The following is a 20,740-nucleotide window of genomic DNA, read 5'->3' as shown; positions in this document are numbered from 1 at the left end:
GAGATCGAATGCGTCAGCTGTACCTCTGCCTCACAACCCAACACGACTTCCGACTCGTGGCCCTGGCCGCGCTGGTGTGCGTTCTGGCGGCCGGCACCCAGGTGAAGCTGTTGCGCATGATCGCGACGCGCAACGGCCCCTCCCGCGTGATCTGGCTGGGCGTCACCGCCGCGGTCACCGGCATCGGCGTGTGGGCGACCCATTTCGTGGCCATGCTGGCGTTCGATCCCGGAATGCCGATCGCCTATGCGCCGGTGATCACCGCGCTCTCGCTGCTGGCGGCTGTTGTCCTCATCGGCGCGGGTCTGTGGGTCGCCTCGGACCGCGCGTCCAAATCACCCATCTTCGGCGGTCTGATTGTCGGTCTCGGCGTCAGCGTGATGCACTATTCCGGCATGGCGGCCGTGCGCCTGCAGGGCCACTTCATCTGGTCGCCGGCCATGGTCGTGATCTCCATCGCCATCGGCATGGCCTTCGCCGCCGCCGCGCTGAGCCGCCTCTCCCGCAACACCAGCCGGATGAATTCGCTTCAGGCCGTCGCGCTGATGACCCTGGGCATCTGCGGGATGCACTTCATGGGCATGGGCGCGGTGACCATTCTGCCCGACGCTAGTGTCGGCGTGCCGGGCGGCGTGGTCTCCGGCCACGTGCTGGCGGTCGCCGTGGCCGGCTCGGCCGGGGTGATCCTGTTTCTGGCCGTGGTCGCCGTCACCGTCGAGCGCCGGCAGAAGGCGGCCGGCGAGCGTCGCCTGCTCGAACTGGCCAACGCGGCCGTCGAAGGCCTTGCCGTCTGCGAGGACGGCCGCATCGTCACGGTCAACGCCAGCCTGGAGCGTATGCTCGAGGCGACGGCCGCCGAACTGGTGGGCCGGGAATTCGGCGGCCTGATATTCGACAAGCCAGACTTCCGTACGGACGACCTGGAAGACGGCGGCCACCTGGAGGCCGAGATCGTCTCGGCCGTCGGCGAGCGCATTCCCGTGGAACTGGTCGGCCGGGCCATGCGCCTCGGCGGAGGACGCCGCACGGGCGTCGCCGTGCGCGACCTGCGCGACCGCATCGCGGCGGAGTCGCGCATTCGCTTCCTGGCCCACAACGATTCCCTCACCCGCCTGGCCAACCGCGCCAGCTTCAACGAACGTTTGGAGCACGAATTCCAGCGTCACCGCCGCAAGGGCGACCGCTTCGCCGTGCTGTGCCTCGATCTCGACCGCTTCAAGCAGGTCAACGACGTGTTCGGTCACGCCGCCGGCGACGCCGTGCTGCAGGCGGCCGGCGGGCGGATCACCGCCGTGCTCGGTCCGCATGACGTCCTCGCCCGTCTGGGCGGCGACGAGTTCGCCATCATCCACACCGGCGACGCCAAGGTCGAAACCCTGGCCCGCCTGGGCCGCGACATCATCCTGGCCATGCAGGCCGAAGTCGACTTCGGCGGCCGCAGCGCGGCGGTCGGCGTCAGCGTCGGCATCGCCGTGTTCCCCGACGACGGGGCGACCCCGGACACCCTGCTGAGCTGCGCCGACGCCGCCCTCTACAAGGCCAAGGCCGACGGCCGGAACGTCTATCGCTTCTTCGAAGCCGAGCTCGGCGCCGAGCTGCGCGAACGCCAGGCCATCGAGTTCGACCTGCGCCGCGCCATCGGCAACGACGAACTGCATGTCGTCTACCAGCCGCAGACCAGCATCCGGACCCAGCGCACCTTTGGCTTCGAGGCCCTGCTGCGCTGGAACAGCCCGACACGCGGCGAGGTCCCGCCCACCCTGTTCATCCCCCTGGCCGAAGAGTCGGGGCTCATCCTGCCGATTGGCGAGTGGGTGCTGCGCCAAGCCTGCGCCGAGGCCGCTTCCTGGCCCGAGCCGCTGCAGATCGCCGTCAATCTCTCGGGCGTGCAGCTGCGCTCGCCCGCCTTGGCCGTCAGCGTCGCCGGCATCCTCGCCGAGACCGGCCTCGATCCCGCTCGTCTGGAGCTGGAGATCACCGAGACCGCCATGGTCGAGGATTTCGCCAAGGCTCTGCAGACGCTGACCGCGCTCAAGGCGTTGGGCGTGAAGGTGGCGATGGACGATTTCGGCACCGGCTATTCGTCGCTGTCGAACCTGCGGTCGTTTCCGTTCGACAAGATCAAGATCGACCAGACCTTCGTGCGCAACGTCCAGACCAACCACGAGGCGGCGACCATCGTGCGCGCCATCGTCGGCCTTGGCCGCGGCCTGAACCTCACCGTTCTCGCCGAGGGCGTGGAGTCGCCGGAGGAGCTCGCCTTCCTCGATCAGGAGCTGTGCGCCGAGGCTCAAGGCTATCTGTTCGGAAAGCCGGGCGCGATTTCGAACTTCGATGTCGAGGTGGGGCGCAGGCGGCCGAAGCGCCCCAGGGCCGCCTGATCCGCCAGGCGACCGGGATGTTCACTCTGGTCACCCTGCTCAAGATCACGGGGTGAATCCTTTTCGGCCGCCTCGCGTTGAAACGGGGAATCTGAACGGGAGAGCCGCATGACCGCCGCCCACAGCTTCTTCGTCAGCCCCCGGGGCGACGCGCGCCACGGCCATGTGGTCGAGGCCGGCTCTTTCGAGGAAGCCGCCGTCGCCTTCGCCGAACGCTGGAGCCCGCCGACCGACGCCGATGGCGACGTCGCCTTGATCATCCGTGACCGGGACAACGGCCGCGAGCTTTGCCTGCGGCTCGACCTCGACAGCGGCGAAGCCCGGCCCTGCGGTTGAGCGCGACGCGGATTGGGCGTCAGGCCATCGTCGAGCGCATCGCCGCCAGCCGCGCGAAGGCCAGGGTCAGGGCCTTGCGGCGGGCGCCGACCAGGGGCGTGCTCGGCGCCTCGCGGGTCACCGCCCCGCCGAAGGCGTCGGCGACGATCATCCCCGGCTCGGGCGGCAGGATGTCCTGCGGAAAGTGCGGCCCGACCGCGAAGTAGAAGGCGTCGCAATAGGGCAGGTACTCCGGCCATTTGCGGTCGGTGCGGAAGTCCTCCAGCCCCGACTTCACCTCGACGATGGCGATCTCGCCCTTCGGCCCCAGCGCCATCAGGTCGGCGCGGCGGCCGTTGGGCAGGCCGACCTCCGCGATCGCCGCATAGTTCATCGCCGCCAGCAGGCGGTGCGCCCCGCGGGTGACCTCGCCGGTGGTCTCTGGACGGCTGAGCGGGACAAGGGTGATGACGGCGGCTTCCATGCCGCGATCATGTTCCGGCTTCGTTCGCGGATCAAGCGGCGCGGGCGTCGCATACGACCTTGAATGACGGGCCTCGGCGCCCTACTTCGCCGCCCGCGAGGCCACGTCCTCCCTCCGCTACGGTGGGGTTCAGGTCCGGGACGGCCCGGCGTCACCCAGGAGAGGTGCGCCGATGGCTTGGTTGTTTCTGATTGTCGCGGGTCTGCTGGAGGTCGTCTGGGCCTTCTTCATGAAGTCGTCCGAAGGCTTCACCCGCCTGGTTCCCAGCATCATCACCCTGGTGACCATGGGAGCCAGCTTCGCCCTGCTGTCGCTGTCGATGCGCACCCTGCCGCTGGGCACGGCCTATACCATCTGGACGGGGATCGGCGCGGTCGGCGCCTTCGCGGTCGGTGTCGTGGCGCTCGGTGAGGCGGCCACGCCGATGCGTCTGGCGGCGGCGGGGCTGATCGTCTCCGGCCTGGTGCTGATGAAACTGTCCGGCGGTCACTGAGCCGCTGGGATCAGCCGGCCTGGGCGGGATATTCCAGACGCTCGACCGGATAGCCCAGGGCCTTGAGGCGGGCGACCGCCCCGGCCTTGCCGGCTTCGCTGAGCTGCGGCTTGCGCGCCAGCAGCCAGACGAAGTTGCCGCCGGGGGTGGCCATGATCGCCCAGCCGCCCTCGGCTTCGCTGGTGTCGAGCACGAAGTACTGCTGCTTCACCAGGCCGAAGAAGGTCATGGTGAACTTGTTGCGCGCGGGGTTGTCGACCTTGCCCTTGGTCTTGAACACCTTCGTCGGACCGGTCGGCGAGCCCCGGTGGCAGGTCTGCACCACGTCGAACGCACCGGGGGCGCCCCCGGTGAACTGGCTGGTCGCCCCCTGGCAGTCGCGCTGGTTGTTGTTGGGCAGGCGGGCGATCTCGTACCAACGTCCGCTGTAGAAGGTCGCGGGGGTCGCCTTGGTTGGCTCGGGCGCCGCGGCCCGGGCGGGAAAGGCGGCCAGGCTTGGGAGGGCGAGACTGGCGGCCAGGACGAGCGCGGCGAGACGGAGCATGGCTATCGATCCTTCGAGTGGACCCAACGCACGCGCCGCGGCCGAGGTTGCGCGTTGGATTCGCCTGAGGCGTGAAGGTTTCAACTCTCGGGCTGCGACAGCCGGTCGCGAGGGTTGACGCCCGTTCACCGTGATTGTTGCGCGGTTCGTTTACAAGCCACGGCCTAGGTTTATGGCTAGGCGGGGCTCCAAGCGGTCGATTTCGACGGCTCCTCCGCGAGGACGTGGAAGGCAATGATGCGACGCTTGGCCCAGCTTGCGAGCCTGATCGCGCGGCCCCGCCGTGGCGCGAGCGCCGGCGGTGTGGCCGTGCAGTTCGCCTTCCTCATCCTGCCGCTGGCCGTCCTGACCTTCGGCCTCATCGACTACAACCGGGCGACTTCCGAGAAGCGCCGCCTGCAGGATGCGCTCGACGCCGCCACCCTGGCCGCCGCCCGTTCGACGGCCGTGACCAACGCCGAACTCCAGACCGTCGGCGACCAGAACCTGTCGGCCAACCTGGCGGCGATGAACCAGGCGACGCTGCTGAGTTCGTCCTTCACGCTCGACAGCCCCAAGGTCGTCGGCGTGGCGACGGCGAAGCTGACGCCGATCGTCGCCAACCTCTGGATGGCCGGCGACATGGAGGTCAGCGTCAGTTCGGAAGTGGTGCGCTCGATGAACAAGATCGAGGTGGCCATGGTGCTCGACACCACCGGCTCCATGGCCGGCAGCAAGCTGACCAATCTGAAGACCGCCGCCAACAACTTCGTCGACACCCTGGCCGCCGCCGCCTCGCGCTCCACCGAGGTCAATCCGGTGAAGATCGGCATCGTGCCGTTCTCCAGCGCCGTGCGCATCGGTTCGAGTGCGAGCGAGATCAGCGAATACCAGAAGGCGGCCTGGATGGATAAGGGCACGGCTCCTGTTGGCGCCGATATTTTCAACGGGCTCGCCGGGGTGAACCGGTTCACCCTGCTGAGCAACATGGACCGCACCTGGGGCGGCTGCGTCGAAGGCCGTGCGATGCCTTACGATGTGCAGGAAACTGCTCCGAACGTGGGCATGCCGGCGACGCTCTACACGCCATATTTCTATCCCGACGAAGCCGACAACGATTCCGCGAAGAAGGCCAACAGCTACCTGAAGGACGGTTCGTACCTAAGCCAGACCGTGCAAGGGAATGGGGTCTCTGACGAGTATCGCCGTCGGCAAGGCTACAAGGGCAAGTATAAGAGCGCCGGCAGCGGCGATGGCCCGAACAGTGGCTGCAACATGCAATCCCTGGTTCGCCTCACGACGGACTGGACGGCCCTCAAGAGCAAGGTCAACAGCTTCAATGCTGTCGGCGAGACCCACATTCCTCTGGGCCTAGCCTGGGGCTGGAACGTTCTGTCGCCCACGGGGCCGTTTGGCGACGGCGTGGCTTACAACACACCGAAAACCACAAAGATCGTCGTGCTGATGACCGACGGTGAGAACACCTACACCAATCCAGGCACCTTCAATAAATCGTCCTACGACGGTTACGGCTACATCTGGGCCAACCGCTTTGGCACGACCAGCAGCAATACCGGCACCCGCACCGCGGAAATCGACAAACGCCTGTCGCTGCTGTGCTCCAACATGAAGAGCGCCGGGATCGTGATCTACACGGTGCGCGTGGAGGTGAAGACCGGCTCGTCGGCCCTGCTGCAGGGCTGCGCCAGCAAGCCGGAGTTCTTCTACGACGTGCAGAGCGCCTCGAACCTCAACGCCGTGTTCAGCGCCATCGCCGGCTCGATCGAGAACCTGCGCATCAGCAAGTGACCGGGCGCCCGCCCGGTCGGCCGGCCTGCGAGGTGACTAGAGCAGCTTGATCTCGCGCAGGCGCTGCTTGAGGAACTCGTCGGCCGTGATCGGCTCCGGATAGCGGTTCGGATTGTCCGGCGTGATGCAGCTCGGCAGGGTCTCGATCCGGTAGTCGGGCGCGAAGTGCAGGAAGAACGGCGTCGAATAGCGCGGCACGCCCCGGCGCTCCGGCGGCGGATTGACCACCCGGTGCGTCGTCGACGGCAGCACGTGGTTGGTCAGGCGCTGCAGCATGTCGCCGATATTGCAGACCACCGAGCCCGGCGGCGGATTGATCGGCAGCCAGGCGCCGTCGCGATCCTTCACCTCCAGCCCCGCCTCCTCGGCGCCGAGCAGCAGGGTGATGGTGTTGATGTCCTCATGCGCCCCGGCCCGCACGTTCGGCCCGTCGAACGGCGTCGGCGGATAGTGCAGCAGGCGCAGGATTGAATTGCCGTCCTTCACCGTCGGATCGAAGAACCGGCGGTCGAGCTTCAGATAGTCGGCGATGGCCTGCAGCACCCGACCGCCCAGGTTGTCGAGAGCGTCGTAGAGCCAGGTCAGGTCGTCCCTGAACGCCGGAACTTCCGCCGGCCAGACATTGTCGGGCATCTGCGAGCGGAAGGGGTGGCCCGGCGGCAGCTCGCGGCCGATATGCCAGAATTCCTTCAGGTCGAAGTGAGCCGCGCCCTTGGCGGTTTCGATGCCGAACGGCACGTAGCCGCGCTGGCCGCCCTTGCCGACCACGTACTGCTTCTTGGTGTCCTCGGGCAGGGCGAAGAAGGTCTTGGCGTCGCCGATGGCCCGCTCGATGCGCGCCTGATCGAGGTCGTGGTCGCAGATCACCGCGAAGCCATAGCGCGCGAACGAGCCGCCCAGCTCCTGGGCGAAGCCATCGAAGTCGCTCTCGTAGCGCTTGAAGGAGACGGGCTGGATGGCGGACGCGGCGGGCAAGGCGGAACTCCGGAGGCGAAGGCGGCGAAGACTACACCGAACGGTCCCCTCGGGCGAAGGTCGCGTTGACGCCGCGCAACCGGCGCCGAGGCGCTAGAGCGCGCCAGGGTTAAGTGTGCGCGGTTAACCCGCCCGGGCGCGCTCTAAACATTGGAAAGTAGAGCCTTTTTCAACGGGCCAGATGATTCCATCTGGCCCTAAAAGGCTCTAGCGGCCTTCGTTCGCCCGCTCGCGCAGTTCCTCGTCCAGGCTGGTGGTGTCCCAGCCGGAGGTGTCGGTCGGCTTCATCCGCTCGAGATCCTTGGCCAGCAGGCGCTCCATGGTCTGCTGGCTGTCACGGGCGGCGAGGATGTAGTTTTCCTCCTGGCCCCACATCGGCGCCAGCTCCTCGAAGCTGCGGAGGTCGTGGTGGCGGAAGTAGTCGCCGGCGCGGTGCGCCCGGTGGGCGCGGAAACCCAGCTTCCGCAGGGCCGTGACCCCCAGGGCCAGCGCGCCTTCGAAGGTCTCCCGCTCGATGGCGTCGGCGCCGTTGCGCAACAGGTCGTAGGCGTGGCGCCGGTCGAACGCCCGGGCCAGGACGATCAGGTTGGGGAAGGCCTTCTTGGCCGTCTCGACCAGCTCGACCGCCTTTTCCTGGTCGTCGATGGCCACCACCAGCATCTTGGCGCGCTCGGCGCCGGCGGCGCGCAGCAGGTCCAGGCGCGTGGCGTCTCCGTAGTGCACCGGTCGGCCGAACTTCCGGAGCACTTCGATCTGCTCGATGTCGCTGTCGAGGACGGTCGAGCGGAAGCCGTTGGCCTGCAGCAGGCGGCCGGTGATCTGACCGAAGCGGCCGAAGCCGGCGATGATGATGTCGGGCTCGGCGTCGTCGAAGGTCGGGTCCTCCGGCGGCGGCGGCGCGTTGGCCGCCTCGAGCTTCGCGGAAATCTTTTCGTAGAGCAGCATGACCACGGGCGAGAGCGCCATGGAGACGGCGACGGCGGCGGTCAGCCGCGCGGCCAGCTCGGTCCCGATCACGCCGGCGCCGACGGTGAAGCTTAGCAGGACGAAGGCGAACTCGCCGCCCTGGGCCAGGGCCACGGCGACGGTGGCGGAGGTCGGGTTGGACGCGCCGCCCAGCCTCGCCAGGCCGAACATCACCAGGAACTTGATGACGATCAGACCGAGGACGATTCCCAACAGCACGGCGGGTTCTCGCAGCACCAGGGCGAAGTCGATGCTGGCTCCCACGGTGATGAAGAACAGGCCGAGCAGCAGGCCGCGGAACGGCTCGATGTCGGTCTCCAATTCACGGCGGAACTCGCTCTCGGCGAGCACCACGCCCGCCAGGAAGGCGCCGAGCGCCGGCGAGAGGCCGACGATCTGCATCAGGGCGGCGACGCCGACGACGATCAACAAGGCGGAGGCGGTGAAGATTTCGCGCAGGCGCGCCGAGGCGATGAAGCGGAAGACGGGCCGGATCACGTAGCGTCCGCCGAACACCACGGCGGCGACGGCTCCCAGCACGGCCAGGGTCTGGGCCCAGGCCGGCAGCTCGCCGATCAGGCTGCCCTCGCCATGGCCGCCGCCCGCGGCCTCGTGAGCGGCTGGGGCGTGGACGGCCAGCAGGGGCAGGAGGGCGAACAAGGGAATCACCGCCAGGTCCTGCAACAGCAGCACGCCGAAGGCGGCGCGGCCGACCGGGCCCTGCCTGAGGCCCTTTTCATCCAGCGTCTGGAGCACGATGGCGGTCGACGACATGGCCAGCGTCAGCCCGACGGCGATGGCGGTGCGCCAGTCCAGCCCCAGGCCCATGCCTGCGGCGGCGATGACCAGGCCGGTGGCCAGCACCTGCGCTCCGCCCAGGCCGAAGATGGTCTTGCGCATGGACCAGAGGAGGGCGGGCCGCACCTCCAGGCCGATGAGGAACAGCAGGATCACCACCCCGAACTCGCCGAAGCGCATGACGTCGGCTTGCTCGCCCACGATCGACAGGGCGAAGGGGCCGATCACGGCGCCGGCGATCAGGTAGCCGAGCACCGACCCGAGCCCGAGCCGCTTGGCGATCGGCACGGAGACTACGCCGGCGGCGAGATAGACCAGGGCCTGCAGAAGCAGCGAACGCTCGTCCATCAGCTCGCCACCTCGGCGATGCCGCCGGTCAGGCCGACGATACGGTTGCGGTAAGCGGCGGTGCGGGCGGCAAGGCCGCCGTCGTCGCAGATCGAGGCGCTGTGGGCGACGAAGGGCGGCTCCCAGGTCATGCCGCACAGATAGGCCGTCTGCTCCAGCGGGCGCAGGAATTCCTCCATGCTGAAGCGGTTGCCGCCCTCCGCCTTGTAGAGGTCCTGCGCTCCGCCGGTCGTGCAGGCCACGAACATCCGCTTGCCTCGCAGGCGGTCGCCGGTCTTGCCGTAGGCGAAACCGTGCAGCCAAACCAGGTCCAGCCACTCCTTCAGCAGGGCGGGGGTCGAGTACCAGTAAAGCGGAAACTGCAGGGCGATGACCTCGTGCGAAACCAGGCGCTGCTGCTCCACCTCAACGTCGATCACGAAATCCGGGTACACCTCGTAGAGATCGTGGAAGGTCACGCCCGGAAGTCCCTTCACCGCCTTGGCCATGGCCCGGTTGGCGCGCGAGCGTTCGAGCGCCGGATGCGCGAGCACCAGCAGCACGCCGCCCACGGCGTCGTTCGCCGGTTGCAGGTTCGATTGCACGGCGGTGGCCTGGCTCATCAGAGCTCCATCAATTCAGCGAACGGCAGATGTAACCTTTCGCCGCGTTTGAGCGTACCTAGTTTCGAACGGGCCTCGGCCCAACCTGCATGGACGCTTGAAATGAAGCTTTCTCGCCTCGCCGCGCTGCTCGCGCCGCTTGCGCTCCTGTTCACCGCTGTCGTCGCCCCGGCCGGCGCGCGCGCGGAGACGGCCATTTTCGCCGGCGGCTGCTTCTGGTGCATGGAGCACGACATGCAGGCCATCCCCGGCGTGCAGAAGGTCGAGTCCGGCTACATCGGCGGCCATGTGAACAATCCCCGGTACGAGGACGTCACCAGCGAGACCTCGGGCCACTATGAGGCGGTTCGCGTCACCTTCGACGAGAAGCGCCTGCCCTACGGCCTGCTGCTCGAGCGCTACTGGAAGCTGGTCGATCCCACCGACGCCGGCGGCCAGTTCTGCGACCGGGGGCCCTCCTACCGCACCGCCGTCTTCGTGACCGGCGCGGCCCAGCGTAAGGCGGCCGAGGCTTCCAAGGTGGTCGCCCAGGGCAAGTTGAAGCAAGGCAAGATCGTCACCCCCATCATCGACGCGCCCCGCTTCTGGCCGGCTGAGGAATATCACCGCGACTACGCCAAGCGGAACGCGATGAACTACAACATCTATCGCACAGGCTGCGGCCGCGACCGCCGTCTGGCCCAGGTGTGGGGCGTGGCGGGCCGCTAAAGCCGCCTCACCACTTGGTGTGCTGATCCGGCGGCTTGCCGGTGGCGGGGTCGCGGGGCAGCGGCCGGAAGTTCTCGCCGATGAACAGGTCGGTGCGGCGGCTGCGTTTGCGGTCGAGGCCGACCTTGACGATCTCCGTGCCGTAGACCTTGCCGAAGTCGGCCTTGAACTCCTCGCGGAAGCCGCCTTCCAGGGCCGCGCCCAGCACGCGAGCGCCGAACTGGGCGGTCAGCGGCTGCTCGGCCTCGGCCTGGCTCTGAGCCTTCGCCTCGTGCACCCACATCTTCAAGGGCGGGTCGCCGGGCTTTCCAAAATAGTCCCGGCCATAGTAGGCGGCGGCGTTGAACAGGAACCGGTCGTCCACGACCACGGCGTTCAGCGGCGTGTTGGCGTGCTCCAGCTGAGCCCGCTCGATCACCGCCTGGGTGACGGCCTCCCAACCCTTGGCGCGCTTGAAGGCGTTGGCCGCACCGATGCTCTCCCCGAACCTCGGCGACAGCACGCAGGCCAGGAAGACCACGGCGATGACGCCCTGGATGGCCAGGGCCGCGACGGTCCATTTTCCCGCGCGCCAGCGCACCAGCCAGTGAGCGACCAGCAGGGCGCCGGCCACGTAGCCGATGCTCGCCCAGTTGGCGTTGGCCCGCGACAGGAACGCCTGCAGCGTGACCGACAGCAGGGCTGGCAGGGCGAAGCACAGCAGCATTAGGTCAGGTTCGGGCAGCTTGCGCCGCCGGATCGCGAGGCCGCAGCCGACCAGCAGGGTCACGAACGGCACGGGACCGAACACCGCCAGCTGCGAAGCCAGGAAGTCGAACATCTCGCCGATGTTGAACATGTCGCCGGCATGCCAGTTGGCGTTGGCCGCGGTGTGCTCGAAGGTGTGGAACTGGTGGGTGGCGTTCCAGGCCATGTTTGGGCCGAGCGCCACGGCGAAGACCACCGCCGCCAGCAGCATGGCCTGCCAGGTCCAGGCGCGGCGCGCCTGGCGGGACAGGATGAAGTGCAGTCCCAGTCCCCCCAGCAGATAGACCGCCGCGTACTTGGCGAGGAAGGCGAAGCCGACCGCCGCGCCGACGGCGGCGGCCAGCCACAGGCGCGCCCGGCCCTCGGCGGTGAGCAGGGCGGCGTAGGCCCAGAGGGTGAGGGCGGCGCAAAGCATCAGCGGCGCATCGGTGGCGATCACGGCCGACGACAGCTGCACGCCGGGCATGGTCGCATAGAGGGCGCAGGCCAGAAGGCCGGTCGTGGCGTCGAACAGTCGGCGGCCGGCCATGAACACCGCCATGGCGGCCGCGCCCTGAATCAAGGGGGCGCCCAGGCGCACCCAGGCTTCGCCGTCGCCGCCGATGCCGGTGGTCGCGGCGATGATCCAGGCGATGAGCGGCGGCTTGGAAAAGTAACCGAAGGCCAGGGCCCGCGACCACATCCAGTACTGGGCTTCGTCGGGATAGAGGTCGAGCGGGGTGAGGAACAGCGCCAGCACGCGCACGACGGTCAGCGCCAGCACCAGCGCGGCCGCCATCCGCAGGGCCCGCGAGTCGTCCTGCGGCCCGATCGCGCCGCCGCTGGCCGCCTGTTTACGCGTCACCTTGGCCCGTCCCCGCAGTGCGACTGAGAATCGTGGCCTTTAAGCCACAAGGCGACGCCGAAGGCGAGGGGAGGGGCGTCGCGAAGCTCGCATCCCGGCGGAGGAATTGCCCCGGAAATGCCCAGTTTTCCTCCGGAGTCCGCCCCAAAATCGCCGATTCCAGCCCAGCTGACCTTCAATTTGGCCATCGGCGCGGCCAAACTCGGGCGGCCTGTTGTGAATCTGTCACCAATCTGTCTTGCAGGGGGGCTAGAGGGTGCCGCAGGTGCTTAGGGTCCGATGCGGCCCGTCGCCCTCTTTGATGGGGATATCAAATGAATTCGAGAATTAAGCTCGCCGGCGGCGCAGCGCTTCTGGTGCTGGCCATGGCGTCGGCCAACGGCGTGTACGCGCAGGAAACCACCGGCGCGATCCGCGGCCAGGTGACGGACGCCAGCGGCGTCGGCGTCTCCGGCGCGACCGTCGTGGTCACCTACGGCCCGACCAACGCTTCGGTCACGACCATGACCGGCGACAGCGGCTTCTTCACGGTCCGGGGCCTGCGGGTCGGCGGCCCGTACACGGTCAAGGCGACTTCGGCCTCGGGCGAGACCGCCACCCAGACGGCCGGTTCGGTCGCCCTGGGCGACCCGACCCAAGTCAATGTGGCGCTCGGCGCCGCCGCCGCGGTTGAGGAAGTGGTGGTCATGGCCGCCGCCGTCGCTCCCCCGACCCAAGGCCTCGGCACCAACTTCACCTCGGCCGACATCGCCAACCTGCCGTCGATCGGCCGCGACCTGAAGGACGCCGTGCGTCTCGACCCGTTCGCCACCATCGACCCGACCAACCAGGACGCCCTGTCGTTCGCGGGCACCAACACCCGCTTCAACCAGATCACCGTCGACGGCATTCGCCAGAACGACGACTTCGGTCTGAACAACAACGGCTACCCGACCCAGCGCTCGCCGATCTCGACCGAAGCGGTCGCCGGCATGCAGGTGTCGATCGCCCCGTACTCGGTCGTGAACAACGGCTTCATCGGCGGCTCGATCAACGCGGTCACCAAGTCCGGCACCAACGAGTTCCACGGCGCCCTCTACGGCGACAAGACCTCGAACGACATGCGGGGCAGCAAGTACAACTACTACGACACGCGCGCGAACAGCCCGACGCGGGGCAGCCGCGCCGAGCAGCGGGTGGTCGCCGAGTTCGAAGAGAAGACCTGGGGCGTCAACCTCGGCGGGCCGATCCTGAAGGATCGCCTCTACTTCTTCGGCTCGTATGAAAAGTACGAAGGCAATTTCGGCCTCGACGAAGGTCCGGCCGACTCCGGCCGCGGCACCGTGATCCCGCGCATCACCACGGCGGCGATCGATGCGTTCCAGGCCGCGACCAAGGCCAAGTACGGCGTCGATCCGGGCAACTGGGTGCAATCGACCCCGCCGATCACCGACGAGAAGGTTCTCGCCAAGATCGACTGGGACATCACCGACAATCAACGCCTGAGCGTCACCTGGCAGGACACCAAGAGCGCCTCGTTCAACGGCTCGGTCAGCGATCTGTTCGCCGGCGGCGACAGCACGAGCCAGCCGCGCCTTGGCCTGAGCAGCTATCAGTACACCAAGGACGAGCACCTCACGAACTACACGGTGCAGCTCAACTCGCGCTGGTCCGACAACTTCAGCACCGAGCTTCGCCTCGGCAAGAAGGAAACCGAGACTATCCGGACGACCAACGCGCCGGCGGGCGTGGGCGAAATCACCGTCAACGTTTCGGATATGGCGGGCGTCCTCGCTGGCTCCGGCACGCCGCAGATCCGCTTCGGCACCGAGCTGAACAGCCAGCCGAACTATCTGTCGACCAAGACTGACACCGCCGAGTTCCGTGCGCGCTATTCGCTGGCCGACAATGAATTCCTCGTCGGCGGCCGCATCGAGAAGCAGGACATCCTGAACATCTTCGGCCGCCAGTACCTGCCGGCCTACAGCTTCGCCAGCTTCGCCGACTACATGGCGGGCAACGCGACCCCGACCTACGGCACGACCTTCTTCGTGACCGCGGTTGAGCCGGACGGCGGCACCCAGCCGGCGCTGACCAACCGCGCGGCGCGCAACGCCGCCGCCGGGTCGTTCAACCTCTACAGCCTCTATGCGGAAGACACCCTGCAGGTGACGCCGGACCTCACCATCCTGGCGGGCGTGCGCTACGACACCTACACGCAGGACGACAAGGCGGACCTCAACACCGCCTTCGTTTCGCGTAACGGCTTCAACAACCAGGGCAGCCTCGACGGCAAGTCGATCGTGCTGCCGCGCGTCTACGCCAAGTGGACGCCGACCGACCGGCTCGATTTCGCCGCCGGCTTCGGCCGCTTCTCCTCGCAAGGCCTCGGCGTGTGGCTGCTGAACCCGATCGGCAACAGCGGCGTGGTGCAGGTGAACGCGGTCTGCCCGACCACGAACATCACCCTCACCGACCTGGCGGCGGCGCCGGCCGGCTGCACCGGTACTCCGGGCAACGGCAACACGAACTCGCTGGACCCGGCGCTGAAGATCCCCAGCACCTGGAAAACCACGTTCACGGCGGGTTACGAGCTCGACGCGACGCGTTGGGGCCTCGGCGACGGCTGGCGCGTCCAGCTCGACCTGATCCATCAGGCCAACCAGAACTCGCTGTTCTGGTACAATCTGCGGTCCCAGCAGATCGGCGTGGCGCCTGACGGCCGTCCGGTCTACGGGCCGACGACCCAAGGCACCATCGGCGCCAACGTCTTCGACATGATGCTGACCAACCTGAAGGACGGCGGCACGACCAACTCGGCCGCCATCTCGCTGGGCAAGGGCTGGCGCGAAGGCTGGCTCGACGGCCTGAAGATGAACACGGCCTACACCTACACCGAGGCCACCGACCGTAACCCGATGACCAGCTCGATCGCCGACTCGAGCTACACCCGGTTCGCGACGTCTAACGCCCAGAACCCGGAAGAAGCCACCTCGGACTACGAGATCCGCCACAAGTGGTCGATGGCCCTGGCCTACGAGCGCATGTTCTTCGGCGACAACAAGACGACCATCAACGTCTTCGCCCAGAGCCGCACGGGCCTGCCGTTCAGCTACACCTTCGACGCCTCGTCGACGAGCCGCACGGACACCGAGTTCGGCAACTACGTCTCGACCTATAGCGGCCGCCAGGCCAAGTCGAACGCCCTGCTCTACGTTCCGCAACGCGACAGCTCGGGCAACGTGACGGCGACCAGCGATCCGCGCGTGAACTATGCGCCGGGCTTCGATGTGGCCAACTTCAACCAGTTCCTCAAGAACACCGGCCTGATCGACTACGCCGGCCGCATCGCCCCGCGGAACGGCTTCCGCACCCCGCGGGTGACGACGGTCGACCTGAACATCAGCCAGGAAATCCCGGCCTTCTTCCCGACCGGCGCCAAGCTCCTGGGCTTCGTGACCATCGAGAACTTCGGCAACCTGCTGAACAACAAGTGGGGTCGTCTGGAGCAATACGACTTCTACCGCGGCGTGCCGGTGGTGAACCTCACCTGCGGTGGTCCGGGCGGCAGCTGCGCCGGCGCGACCTCCTATACCTACAGCGGCCTGCAGACCGCTGCGGGTACCGATCCGGCGGCGGGCGTGCGCAACCGCGACCAGCCGTTGCGTCCGTTCGGTGTGGCGAACGCCTCGCTGTGGCAGGTCAAGGTCGGCCTGAAGTATCAGTTCTAAGTCGCCTCCAGCGACAAAGCGTCCAGAGGGGGCGGCTCTGAAAGGAGCCGCCCTTTCTTTTTGTGGGCGAGCCACTATCTGACCGGCCCTTCCATCGCCCCGTGTTTTCCGTCTTAAGGGAGCCCATGGCCTTGATCGTCCCCGCTGAATGGTCGCCGCACCGGGCCCTCTGGCTCGGCTTCCCCAGCCACGAGGAGCTGTGGGAGGAAGACCTCAACGCCGCCCAGTTCGAGGCAGCCGCCTTGGCGCGCGCCCTCGCCGGCCCCGGTGACGAGCGCGTGCGCCTGTTGGTGGCCGGCGACGCCGCCGAGGGCGCCGCCCGCGCCCTGCTGGAAGGTTCGGGCGTCGAGATCGTCCGGGGTCAGTTCGGCGACATCTGGCTGCGCGACACCGGCCCGATCTTCGTCGACGACGGCCGCGCGATGGGCTTCAGGTTCAACGGCTGGGGCGGCAAGTACCAGCTGGAGGGCGACGATGCCGTGGCCGAGCAGATCGCCGCCGCCGCGGGCGCACCGCTGACAATCAACGACTTCATCCTCGAGGGCGGGGCGGTGGACCACGACGGTCTCGGCACGATCCTCACTACTCGACAGTGCCTGCTCAATCCGAACCGCAATCCGGGCTGGGACCAGGCGGCGGCGGAGAGCGCCCTCAAGGCCGCGCTCGGCGCCAGGAAGGTGCTGTGGCTCGGCGACGGCCTGGCCGAGGACCATACCGACGGCCACGTCGACAACCTCGCGCGCTTCGTCGGCCCCGGCGTGGTGGCCTGCCCGGTCGCCTTCGGGCGCGACGACCCCAACGCTGAGATTTATGCCGAGACCGCGCGCCTGCTGGCCGGCATGACCGACGCGCAAGGCTCGCCCCTGCAGGTGATGCGCATCCCCTCGCCGGGCCGCATCCTCAATGAGGATGGCGATGTGGTCCCCGCCTCGCACATGAACTTCCTGATCGCCAATGACGCGGTGATCGTGCCGCTCTACAGCGAGGCGGCCGCCGGCTACGCCATCGAGGCGCTGGAGGCCCTGTTCCCCGAGCGCGAGGTGATCGGCCTGCCGTCCAAGGCCATCCTCACCGGCGGCGGCTCGTTCCACTGCATCACCCAGCAGGAGCCGGCGTAATGGTCCGCAGCATCACTGTCGCCGCCCTGCAGACCGCCTACGGGATGGATCTGGCAGCCAATATCAAAAAGACCGAGGACCTGATCCGCCTGGCGGCCGACCGCGGCGCCCAGGCCATCCTGCCGTCCGAGCTGTTTCAGGGGCCGTACTTCTGCGTCGCCCAGGAAGAGCGCTGGTTCGCCGAGGCCAAGCCCTGGCGCGAGCACCCCTGCGTCACCGCCCTGGCGCCCCTGGCCGCCGAACTGGGCGTGGTGTTGCCGATCTCGATCTTCGAACGCGAGGGGCCGCACTATTTCAACAGCCTGGTGATGGTCGACGCCGACGGCTCGATCATGGGCGTCTATCGCAAGAGCCATATCCCGGACGGTCCGGGCTATATGGAGAAGTACTACTTCCGCCCCGGCGACACCGGCTTCAAGGTCTGGGACACGAGGTTCGGCCGCCTCGGCGTCGGGATCTGCTGGGACCAGTGGTACCCCGAAGCCGCCCGCGCCATGGCCCTGATGGGCGCCGAGGTGCTGTTCTATCCGACCGCCATCGGCTCCGAGCCGCACGACCCCAGCCTCGACACCGCCGCGCCGTGGCGCCGCGCCATGCAGGGCCATGCCGTTTCCAACGTCATCCCCGTGGTCGGGGCCAACCGCATCGGCTTCGAGCCGTGGGAAGGCTATCCGAACGGCGGGCAGCGCTTCTACGGCTCCAGCTTCATCGCCGACCATCGCGGTGACCTCGTGGGCGACCTGTCGCGGGATGAGGAGGGGGTCACGGTGGCCGCTTTCGACCTCGATTTCCTGGCCACCCACCGCGCCGCCTGGGGCTTTTTCCGCGACCGCCGGCCCGAGCTCTACGGCTCGCTGGTCAGCCCGCGACCGGCATAGGCCGACCGCGCGCAAGGCGTTGCGAAAAGCGCGATTCCGACGCTTGCAATGCCGGCGGCTTTCAGCGATAAGCCGCCTCTCGATTTTGGGCGGGCGTAGCTCAGTGGTAGAGCACAACCTTGCCAAGGTTGGGGTCGAGAGTTCGAATCTCTTCGCCCGCTCCAATATCGAAACCTGAAAAGGCCGCCTCCTCGGGCGGCCTTTTTCGTTTCTGGAGTCCGCCTCAACGTGGAACCGCGAAGTAGGCCTTGCGGCTGGCCTCGGCCTCGTTGGCGCCGGCGCAGACCCGCAGCAGATCCTTGCGTGTGATCAGGCCGACGAGCCGGCCGGTCGCCGGGTCGGTCACGGGCAGGCGGCCGAGCTCGTTGACGAGCATGGCGTCGATGGCGCGGGCGACCACGGTCTCGGGATAGACCACGGGCAGGCCGGCGTCCGACACGCGCTCGCCGAGGGTCTCGCCGGCGTGACCGCCCTCCACCGTCCATTGCAGGGCGTCGGCGCGGGAGATCAGACCGACGGGGCGGCCGCCGGCGTCGACCACCGGATAGATGCGATGGTCGCCGCGCTGCAGCACGGCGATGGCCTGCGGCACGGTCATGTCGGCGGTCAGGCTGTCCACCTTGCGCACCATGATGTCGGACACCCGGGCCAGTTCGAATGGGTCGACGGCGTATTCGCGGGTGATGTGCTGGCCGCGCCGGGCGATCTTTTCCGTCAGGATCGAGCGCTTCATCAGCAGCACCGTCACGGCGTAGGCGGCGACGGTGGCGGCGATGGCGCCGGGCAGGATCGCCGCGTTTCCCGTCAGTTCCAGGGCGAACACGGCCCCGGTCAGGGGCGCGCGCATCGTACCGCCGAGGATGGCCGCCATGCCGAGCAGGGCCCAGAGGCCGTGGGGGCCGGGCAGGGCAAGGCCGCACAGCCAGCCCAGCGCCCCGCCCAGGATCAGCAGCGGCGCCAGCACGCCGCCCGAGGTGCCGGAAGACAGCGACACCAGCCAGATCGCCGCCTTCACGAGCATCAGGACCAGCACCGCCCGGGCCGCTAGCTGCCCGCTCATCAGGTCGCCGATCACGTCGTAGCCGACGCCCAGGGCGCGGGGCTCGATCAGGCCGCCAAGTCCGACCGCCAGGCCGCCCAGCGCCGGCCACCACATCCAATGGATCGGCAGGCGCTCGAACCCGTCTTCCAACAGATACAGCAGCTTGGTCAGCAGGCCGGACAACAGGCCCGCCGCCACCCCGACCGCGCTGGCCGCCAGGAGGGGCCACCATGCCAGCGCCGGCTCCACGGCCAGCGGGAACAGTGCGCCATGACCGAACAGGCTCGGCCGCAGGCTGGCGGCGACGATCACCGCCGCCGACACCGGGATGAAGCTTCTCGGGCGCCATTCGAACAGCAGCAGCTCCACGGCGAGCAGCACCGCCGCGGCCGGCGTGCCGAAGATCGCCGTCATCCCCGCCGCCGCCCCGGCCACCAGCAGGGCCTTTCGCTCCGCCGCGCTGAGGTGGAAGCACTGGGCGAACAGCGAGCCGATCGCCCCGCCGGTCATGATGATCGGGCCCTCGGCGCCGAAGGGGCCGCCCGTGCCGATCGAGATGGCCGAGGACAGCGGCTTCAGCACCGCCACCTTGGGCGACATGCGGCTGCCGCCGATCAATATGGCCTCGATGGCCTCCGGGATGCCGTGGCCGCGAATCTTCTCGGAGCCGAAGCGGGCCATCAGCCCGATCGCCAACCCGCCGAGGACGGGGGCCGCGACCATCCATGGGCCGCGCACCGCCTCGCCCATGGAGACCGCCTCCACCGACAGGCGGCCGAACCAGACGAGGTTGGTCACCACGGCGATCAACTTCAGCAAGACCCAGGCGGCCAGCACGCCGCCCGCTCCCACCACCACGGCCATGGCGATGAGCATCAGCAGCCGTCGGTCGGCCTTGAAGTCGGCCAAGACGGCCGCGGGCGTGGCGTGTGGGATCGTCGAGGTTTTCGCGCTATGGGCCATGGGCTGCTCCTTCGAGCGCGCCATATACATCGTATTGCGATGCAACATAGCGAATTGTGCGAGGGCGAATGACTAATCGGCGCCGGGAGGGCCTCTCGCGGGAAGAGTATGGAGCGATCGCCGCCTTCCGCTTCGAACTGCGGCGGTTTCTCGCCTTCAGCGAACAGGCCGCCGCCGGGCGCGGCCTGCCGGCGCAGCAGCACCAGGCCCTGTTGTCCATCGCCGGTCACAAGGGGCCGCAGCCCCCGACCGCCGGCTCCCTCGCCGAGCAGCTGCTGATCGCCCAGCCGACGGCGGCCGAGCTGGTGGCGCGCATGGTGGAGGCGAACCTTCTGAGCAAACGGCCGAGCCCCGACGATCGCCGCCGGACCGAGCTGGCCCTGACGCCGAGAGCCGAGGCCCTGCTGCACGAGCTCACCGAGGCGCATGTGGCCGAACTCGAAGTCCTGGAGCCGGCCCTCACCCGGGCGCTCAGCCGCTTGGGCGCCGACCGACGCGGCGGCCGTGAACCGCGTTCCAACGGCTGACGCCGACCCTCTCGCCTGTCATAAGATCCCGATGAGCGTCGCCTTCACCCGCGAGGAGGACCTTGAGTCCACCGCCGCCGACCTGCCGGATCGGCCGATCTCGCCCAACCGCAATCTCGTCACGCCGGAGGGCCTCGCCGCCATCGAGGCCGAACTCGAAGCCGCGCGAGAGGCCTACAACGCCGCCCGCCTGGCCGGCGACGTCTCCACCGACCGCACCGCCATGGCCCGCGCCACCCGCGACCTGCGCTACTGGTCGGCCCGTCGCGGCACGGCCGAGCTGACGCCTTTCGAGGGCGGCGAGGTGGTGCGCTTCGGCGCCCGGGTGACCTTCGAGCGCGAGGACGGCCGCCGCCAGAGCTATCGCATCGTCGGCGAGGACGAGGCCGATCCGACCGCCGGTCTCGTCTCCTACGTCGCGCCCCTGGCCCGCGCCCTGCTCGGCAAAAGCCTGGGTGAGACGGCCAATACGCCCGGCGGCGAGGTGGAAATCGTGGCGGTCGACTAGA

The 20,740-nt window shown here is 68.3% G+C and carries 17 protein-coding genes and 1 tRNA gene; 11 read left to right on the top strand and 7 right to left on the bottom strand.

Annotated features, from left to right (window positions below):
* The first annotated feature begins 8 nt into the window (after nucleotides 1-8).
* Both ACFLIT_RS10260 and ACFLIT_RS10255 read left to right on the top strand, forming a co-directional pair.
* Complete coding sequence (locus tag ACFLIT_RS10260) at nucleotides 9-2,381, top strand: putative bifunctional diguanylate cyclase/phosphodiesterase (protein ID WP_479911122.1); 2,373 nt, start codon at nucleotides 9-11, stop codon at nucleotides 2,379-2,381.
* Between the two features lie 108 nt (nucleotides 2,382-2,489).
* On the top strand, nucleotides 2,490-2,717 hold the full coding sequence (locus ACFLIT_RS10255) for a DUF5961 family protein (RefSeq protein WP_479911121.1): 228 nt from the start codon (nucleotides 2,490-2,492) through the stop codon (nucleotides 2,715-2,717).
* A 19-nt stretch (nucleotides 2,718-2,736) separates the two neighbouring features.
* On the opposite strand, the gene mmcB is transcribed toward ACFLIT_RS10255, so the two are convergent.
* A complete protein-coding gene (gene mmcB, locus ACFLIT_RS10250; RefSeq protein ID WP_479911120.1) occupies nucleotides 2,737-3,180 on the bottom strand; it encodes a DNA repair putative endonuclease MmcB in 444 nt (147 codons plus the stop codon).
* A 172-nt stretch (nucleotides 3,181-3,352) separates the two neighbouring features.
* Here mmcB and ACFLIT_RS10245 point away from each other — a divergent pair, with 172 nt between their 5' ends.
* Nucleotides 3,353-3,673: a DMT family transporter gene (locus ACFLIT_RS10245; RefSeq protein ID WP_479911119.1), complete on the top strand. Its 321-nt coding sequence runs from the start codon at nucleotides 3,353-3,355 to the stop codon at nucleotides 3,671-3,673.
* 10 nt (nucleotides 3,674-3,683) lie between these two features.
* On the opposite strand, the gene ACFLIT_RS10240 is transcribed toward ACFLIT_RS10245, so the two are convergent.
* Complete coding sequence (locus ACFLIT_RS10240; protein ID WP_479911118.1) at nucleotides 3,684-4,217, bottom strand: lipocalin family protein; 534 nt, start codon at nucleotides 4,215-4,217, stop codon at nucleotides 3,684-3,686.
* A 237-nt stretch (nucleotides 4,218-4,454) separates the two neighbouring features.
* Here ACFLIT_RS10240 and ACFLIT_RS10235 point away from each other — a divergent pair, with 237 nt between their 5' ends.
* The gene (locus tag ACFLIT_RS10235) at nucleotides 4,455-6,005 is read left to right on the top strand and encodes a TadE/TadG family type IV pilus assembly protein (protein WP_479911117.1); all 1,551 of its coding nucleotides are present in this window, start codon (nucleotides 4,455-4,457) and stop codon (nucleotides 6,003-6,005) included.
* A 36-nt stretch (nucleotides 6,006-6,041) separates the two neighbouring features.
* Here the strand turns inward: ACFLIT_RS10235 and ACFLIT_RS10230 are convergent, their stop codons facing one another.
* The 3 genes from ACFLIT_RS10230 to ACFLIT_RS10220 form a co-directional block, all read right to left on the bottom strand.
* Nucleotides 6,042-6,980, bottom strand: a complete 939-nt coding sequence (locus ACFLIT_RS10230) for an isopenicillin N synthase family dioxygenase (protein WP_479911116.1) — start codon at nucleotides 6,978-6,980, stop codon at nucleotides 6,042-6,044.
* A gap of 207 nt (nucleotides 6,981-7,187) precedes the next feature.
* A complete protein-coding gene (locus ACFLIT_RS10225) occupies nucleotides 7,188-9,092 on the bottom strand; it encodes a monovalent cation:proton antiporter-2 (CPA2) family protein (protein WP_479911115.1) in 1,905 nt (634 codons plus the stop codon).
* Nucleotides 9,092-9,694 (bottom strand): NAD(P)H-dependent oxidoreductase, encoded by a 603-nt coding sequence (locus ACFLIT_RS10220; RefSeq protein ID WP_479911114.1) that lies wholly within the window; start codon nucleotides 9,692-9,694, stop codon nucleotides 9,092-9,094. The genes ACFLIT_RS10225 and ACFLIT_RS10220 overlap by 1 nt, the downstream gene beginning before the upstream one ends.
* A gap of 102 nt (nucleotides 9,695-9,796) precedes the next feature.
* Here ACFLIT_RS10220 and msrA point away from each other — a divergent pair, with 102 nt between their 5' ends.
* Nucleotides 9,797-10,402, top strand: a complete 606-nt coding sequence (gene msrA / locus ACFLIT_RS10215) for a peptide-methionine (S)-S-oxide reductase MsrA (protein WP_479911113.1) — start codon at nucleotides 9,797-9,799, stop codon at nucleotides 10,400-10,402.
* Nucleotides 10,403-10,409: 7 nt separating this feature from the next.
* On the opposite strand, the gene ACFLIT_RS10210 is transcribed toward msrA, so the two are convergent.
* Entirely contained in the window at nucleotides 10,410-11,993 is a 1,584-nt protein-coding gene (locus ACFLIT_RS10210) for an ArnT family glycosyltransferase (RefSeq protein WP_479911112.1), read from the bottom strand.
* A gap of 314 nt (nucleotides 11,994-12,307) precedes the next feature.
* On the opposite strand from ACFLIT_RS10210, the gene ACFLIT_RS10205 reads away from it, so the two are divergent.
* The 4 genes from ACFLIT_RS10205 to ACFLIT_RS10190 all read left to right on the top strand — a co-directional run bounded on the left by ACFLIT_RS10205 (nucleotide 12,308) and on the right by ACFLIT_RS10190 (nucleotide 17,863).
* The gene (locus tag ACFLIT_RS10205) at nucleotides 12,308-15,703 is read left to right on the top strand and encodes a TonB-dependent receptor (protein ID WP_479911111.1); all 3,396 of its coding nucleotides are present in this window, start codon (nucleotides 12,308-12,310) and stop codon (nucleotides 15,701-15,703) included.
* A 125-nt stretch (nucleotides 15,704-15,828) separates the two neighbouring features.
* Nucleotides 15,829-16,821, top strand: a complete 993-nt coding sequence (locus tag ACFLIT_RS10200) for an agmatine deiminase family protein (RefSeq protein ID WP_479911110.1) — start codon at nucleotides 15,829-15,831, stop codon at nucleotides 16,819-16,821.
* Nucleotides 16,821-17,699: an N-carbamoylputrescine amidase gene (aguB, locus tag ACFLIT_RS10195; protein WP_479911109.1), complete on the top strand. Its 879-nt coding sequence runs from the start codon at nucleotides 16,821-16,823 to the stop codon at nucleotides 17,697-17,699. Before ACFLIT_RS10200 ends, aguB begins: the two co-directional genes overlap by 1 nt.
* Nucleotides 17,700-17,788: 89 nt before the next feature.
* Nucleotides 17,789-17,863: transfer RNA gene (locus ACFLIT_RS10190), tRNA-Gly, on the top strand.
* A gap of 59 nt (nucleotides 17,864-17,922) precedes the next feature.
* Here the strand turns inward: ACFLIT_RS10190 and ACFLIT_RS10185 are convergent.
* The gene (locus ACFLIT_RS10185; protein ID WP_479911108.1) at nucleotides 17,923-19,704 is read right to left on the bottom strand and encodes a chloride channel protein; all 1,782 of its coding nucleotides are present in this window, start codon (nucleotides 19,702-19,704) and stop codon (nucleotides 17,923-17,925) included.
* Between the two features lie 68 nt (nucleotides 19,705-19,772).
* Between ACFLIT_RS10185 and ACFLIT_RS10180 the strand changes: the two genes are divergently transcribed.
* Both ACFLIT_RS10180 and greA read left to right on the top strand, forming a co-directional pair.
* Nucleotides 19,773-20,231 (top strand): MarR family winged helix-turn-helix transcriptional regulator, encoded by a 459-nt coding sequence (locus ACFLIT_RS10180; RefSeq protein ID WP_479911107.1) that lies wholly within the window; start codon nucleotides 19,773-19,775, stop codon nucleotides 20,229-20,231.
* 31 nt (nucleotides 20,232-20,262) lie between these two features.
* Complete coding sequence (gene greA / locus ACFLIT_RS10175) at nucleotides 20,263-20,739, top strand: transcription elongation factor GreA (protein WP_479911106.1); 477 nt, start codon at nucleotides 20,263-20,265, stop codon at nucleotides 20,737-20,739.
* The last annotated feature ends 1 nt before the right edge of the window (nucleotide 20,740 follow it).

It is taken from the genome of Caulobacter sp. HJHS_5, assembly GCF_056683955.1.
The sequence above is the reverse complement of the archived record's forward strand: the minus strand, read 5'-3'. Positions and strand labels throughout refer to the sequence as shown.

Coding starts and splice junctions, on each gene's coding strand:
- ACFLIT_RS10225 (WP_479911115.1), bottom strand. CDS start 9,092: ATGGACGAGCGTTCGCTGCTTCTGCAGGCCCTGGTCTATCTCGCCGCC.
- greA (WP_479911106.1), top strand. CDS start 20,263: ATGAGCGTCGCCTTCACCCGCGAGGAGGACCTTGAGTCCACCGCCGCC.
- ACFLIT_RS10185 (WP_479911108.1), bottom strand. CDS start 19,704: ATGGCCCATAGCGCGAAAACCTCGACGATCCCACACGCCACGCCCGCG.
- ACFLIT_RS10200 (WP_479911110.1), top strand. CDS start 15,829: ATGGCCTTGATCGTCCCCGCTGAATGGTCGCCGCACCGGGCCCTCTGG.
- ACFLIT_RS10245 (WP_479911119.1), top strand. CDS start 3,353: ATGGCTTGGTTGTTTCTGATTGTCGCGGGTCTGCTGGAGGTCGTCTGG.
- mmcB (WP_479911120.1), bottom strand. CDS start 3,180: ATGGAAGCCGCCGTCATCACCCTTGTCCCGCTCAGCCGTCCAGAGACC.
- ACFLIT_RS10260 (WP_479911122.1), top strand. CDS start 9: ATGCGTCAGCTGTACCTCTGCCTCACAACCCAACACGACTTCCGACTC.
- ACFLIT_RS10220 (WP_479911114.1), bottom strand. CDS start 9,694: ATGAGCCAGGCCACCGCCGTGCAATCGAACCTGCAACCGGCGAACGAC.
- aguB (WP_479911109.1), top strand. CDS start 16,821: ATGGTCCGCAGCATCACTGTCGCCGCCCTGCAGACCGCCTACGGGATG.
- ACFLIT_RS10180 (WP_479911107.1), top strand. CDS start 19,773: ATGACTAATCGGCGCCGGGAGGGCCTCTCGCGGGAAGAGTATGGAGCG.
- ACFLIT_RS10235 (WP_479911117.1), top strand. CDS start 4,455: ATGCGACGCTTGGCCCAGCTTGCGAGCCTGATCGCGCGGCCCCGCCGT.
- ACFLIT_RS10240 (WP_479911118.1), bottom strand. CDS start 4,217: ATGCTCCGTCTCGCCGCGCTCGTCCTGGCCGCCAGTCTCGCCCTCCCA.
- ACFLIT_RS10255 (WP_479911121.1), top strand. CDS start 2,490: ATGACCGCCGCCCACAGCTTCTTCGTCAGCCCCCGGGGCGACGCGCGC.
- ACFLIT_RS10205 (WP_479911111.1), top strand. CDS start 12,308: ATGAATTCGAGAATTAAGCTCGCCGGCGGCGCAGCGCTTCTGGTGCTG.
- msrA (WP_479911113.1), top strand. CDS start 9,797: ATGAAGCTTTCTCGCCTCGCCGCGCTGCTCGCGCCGCTTGCGCTCCTG.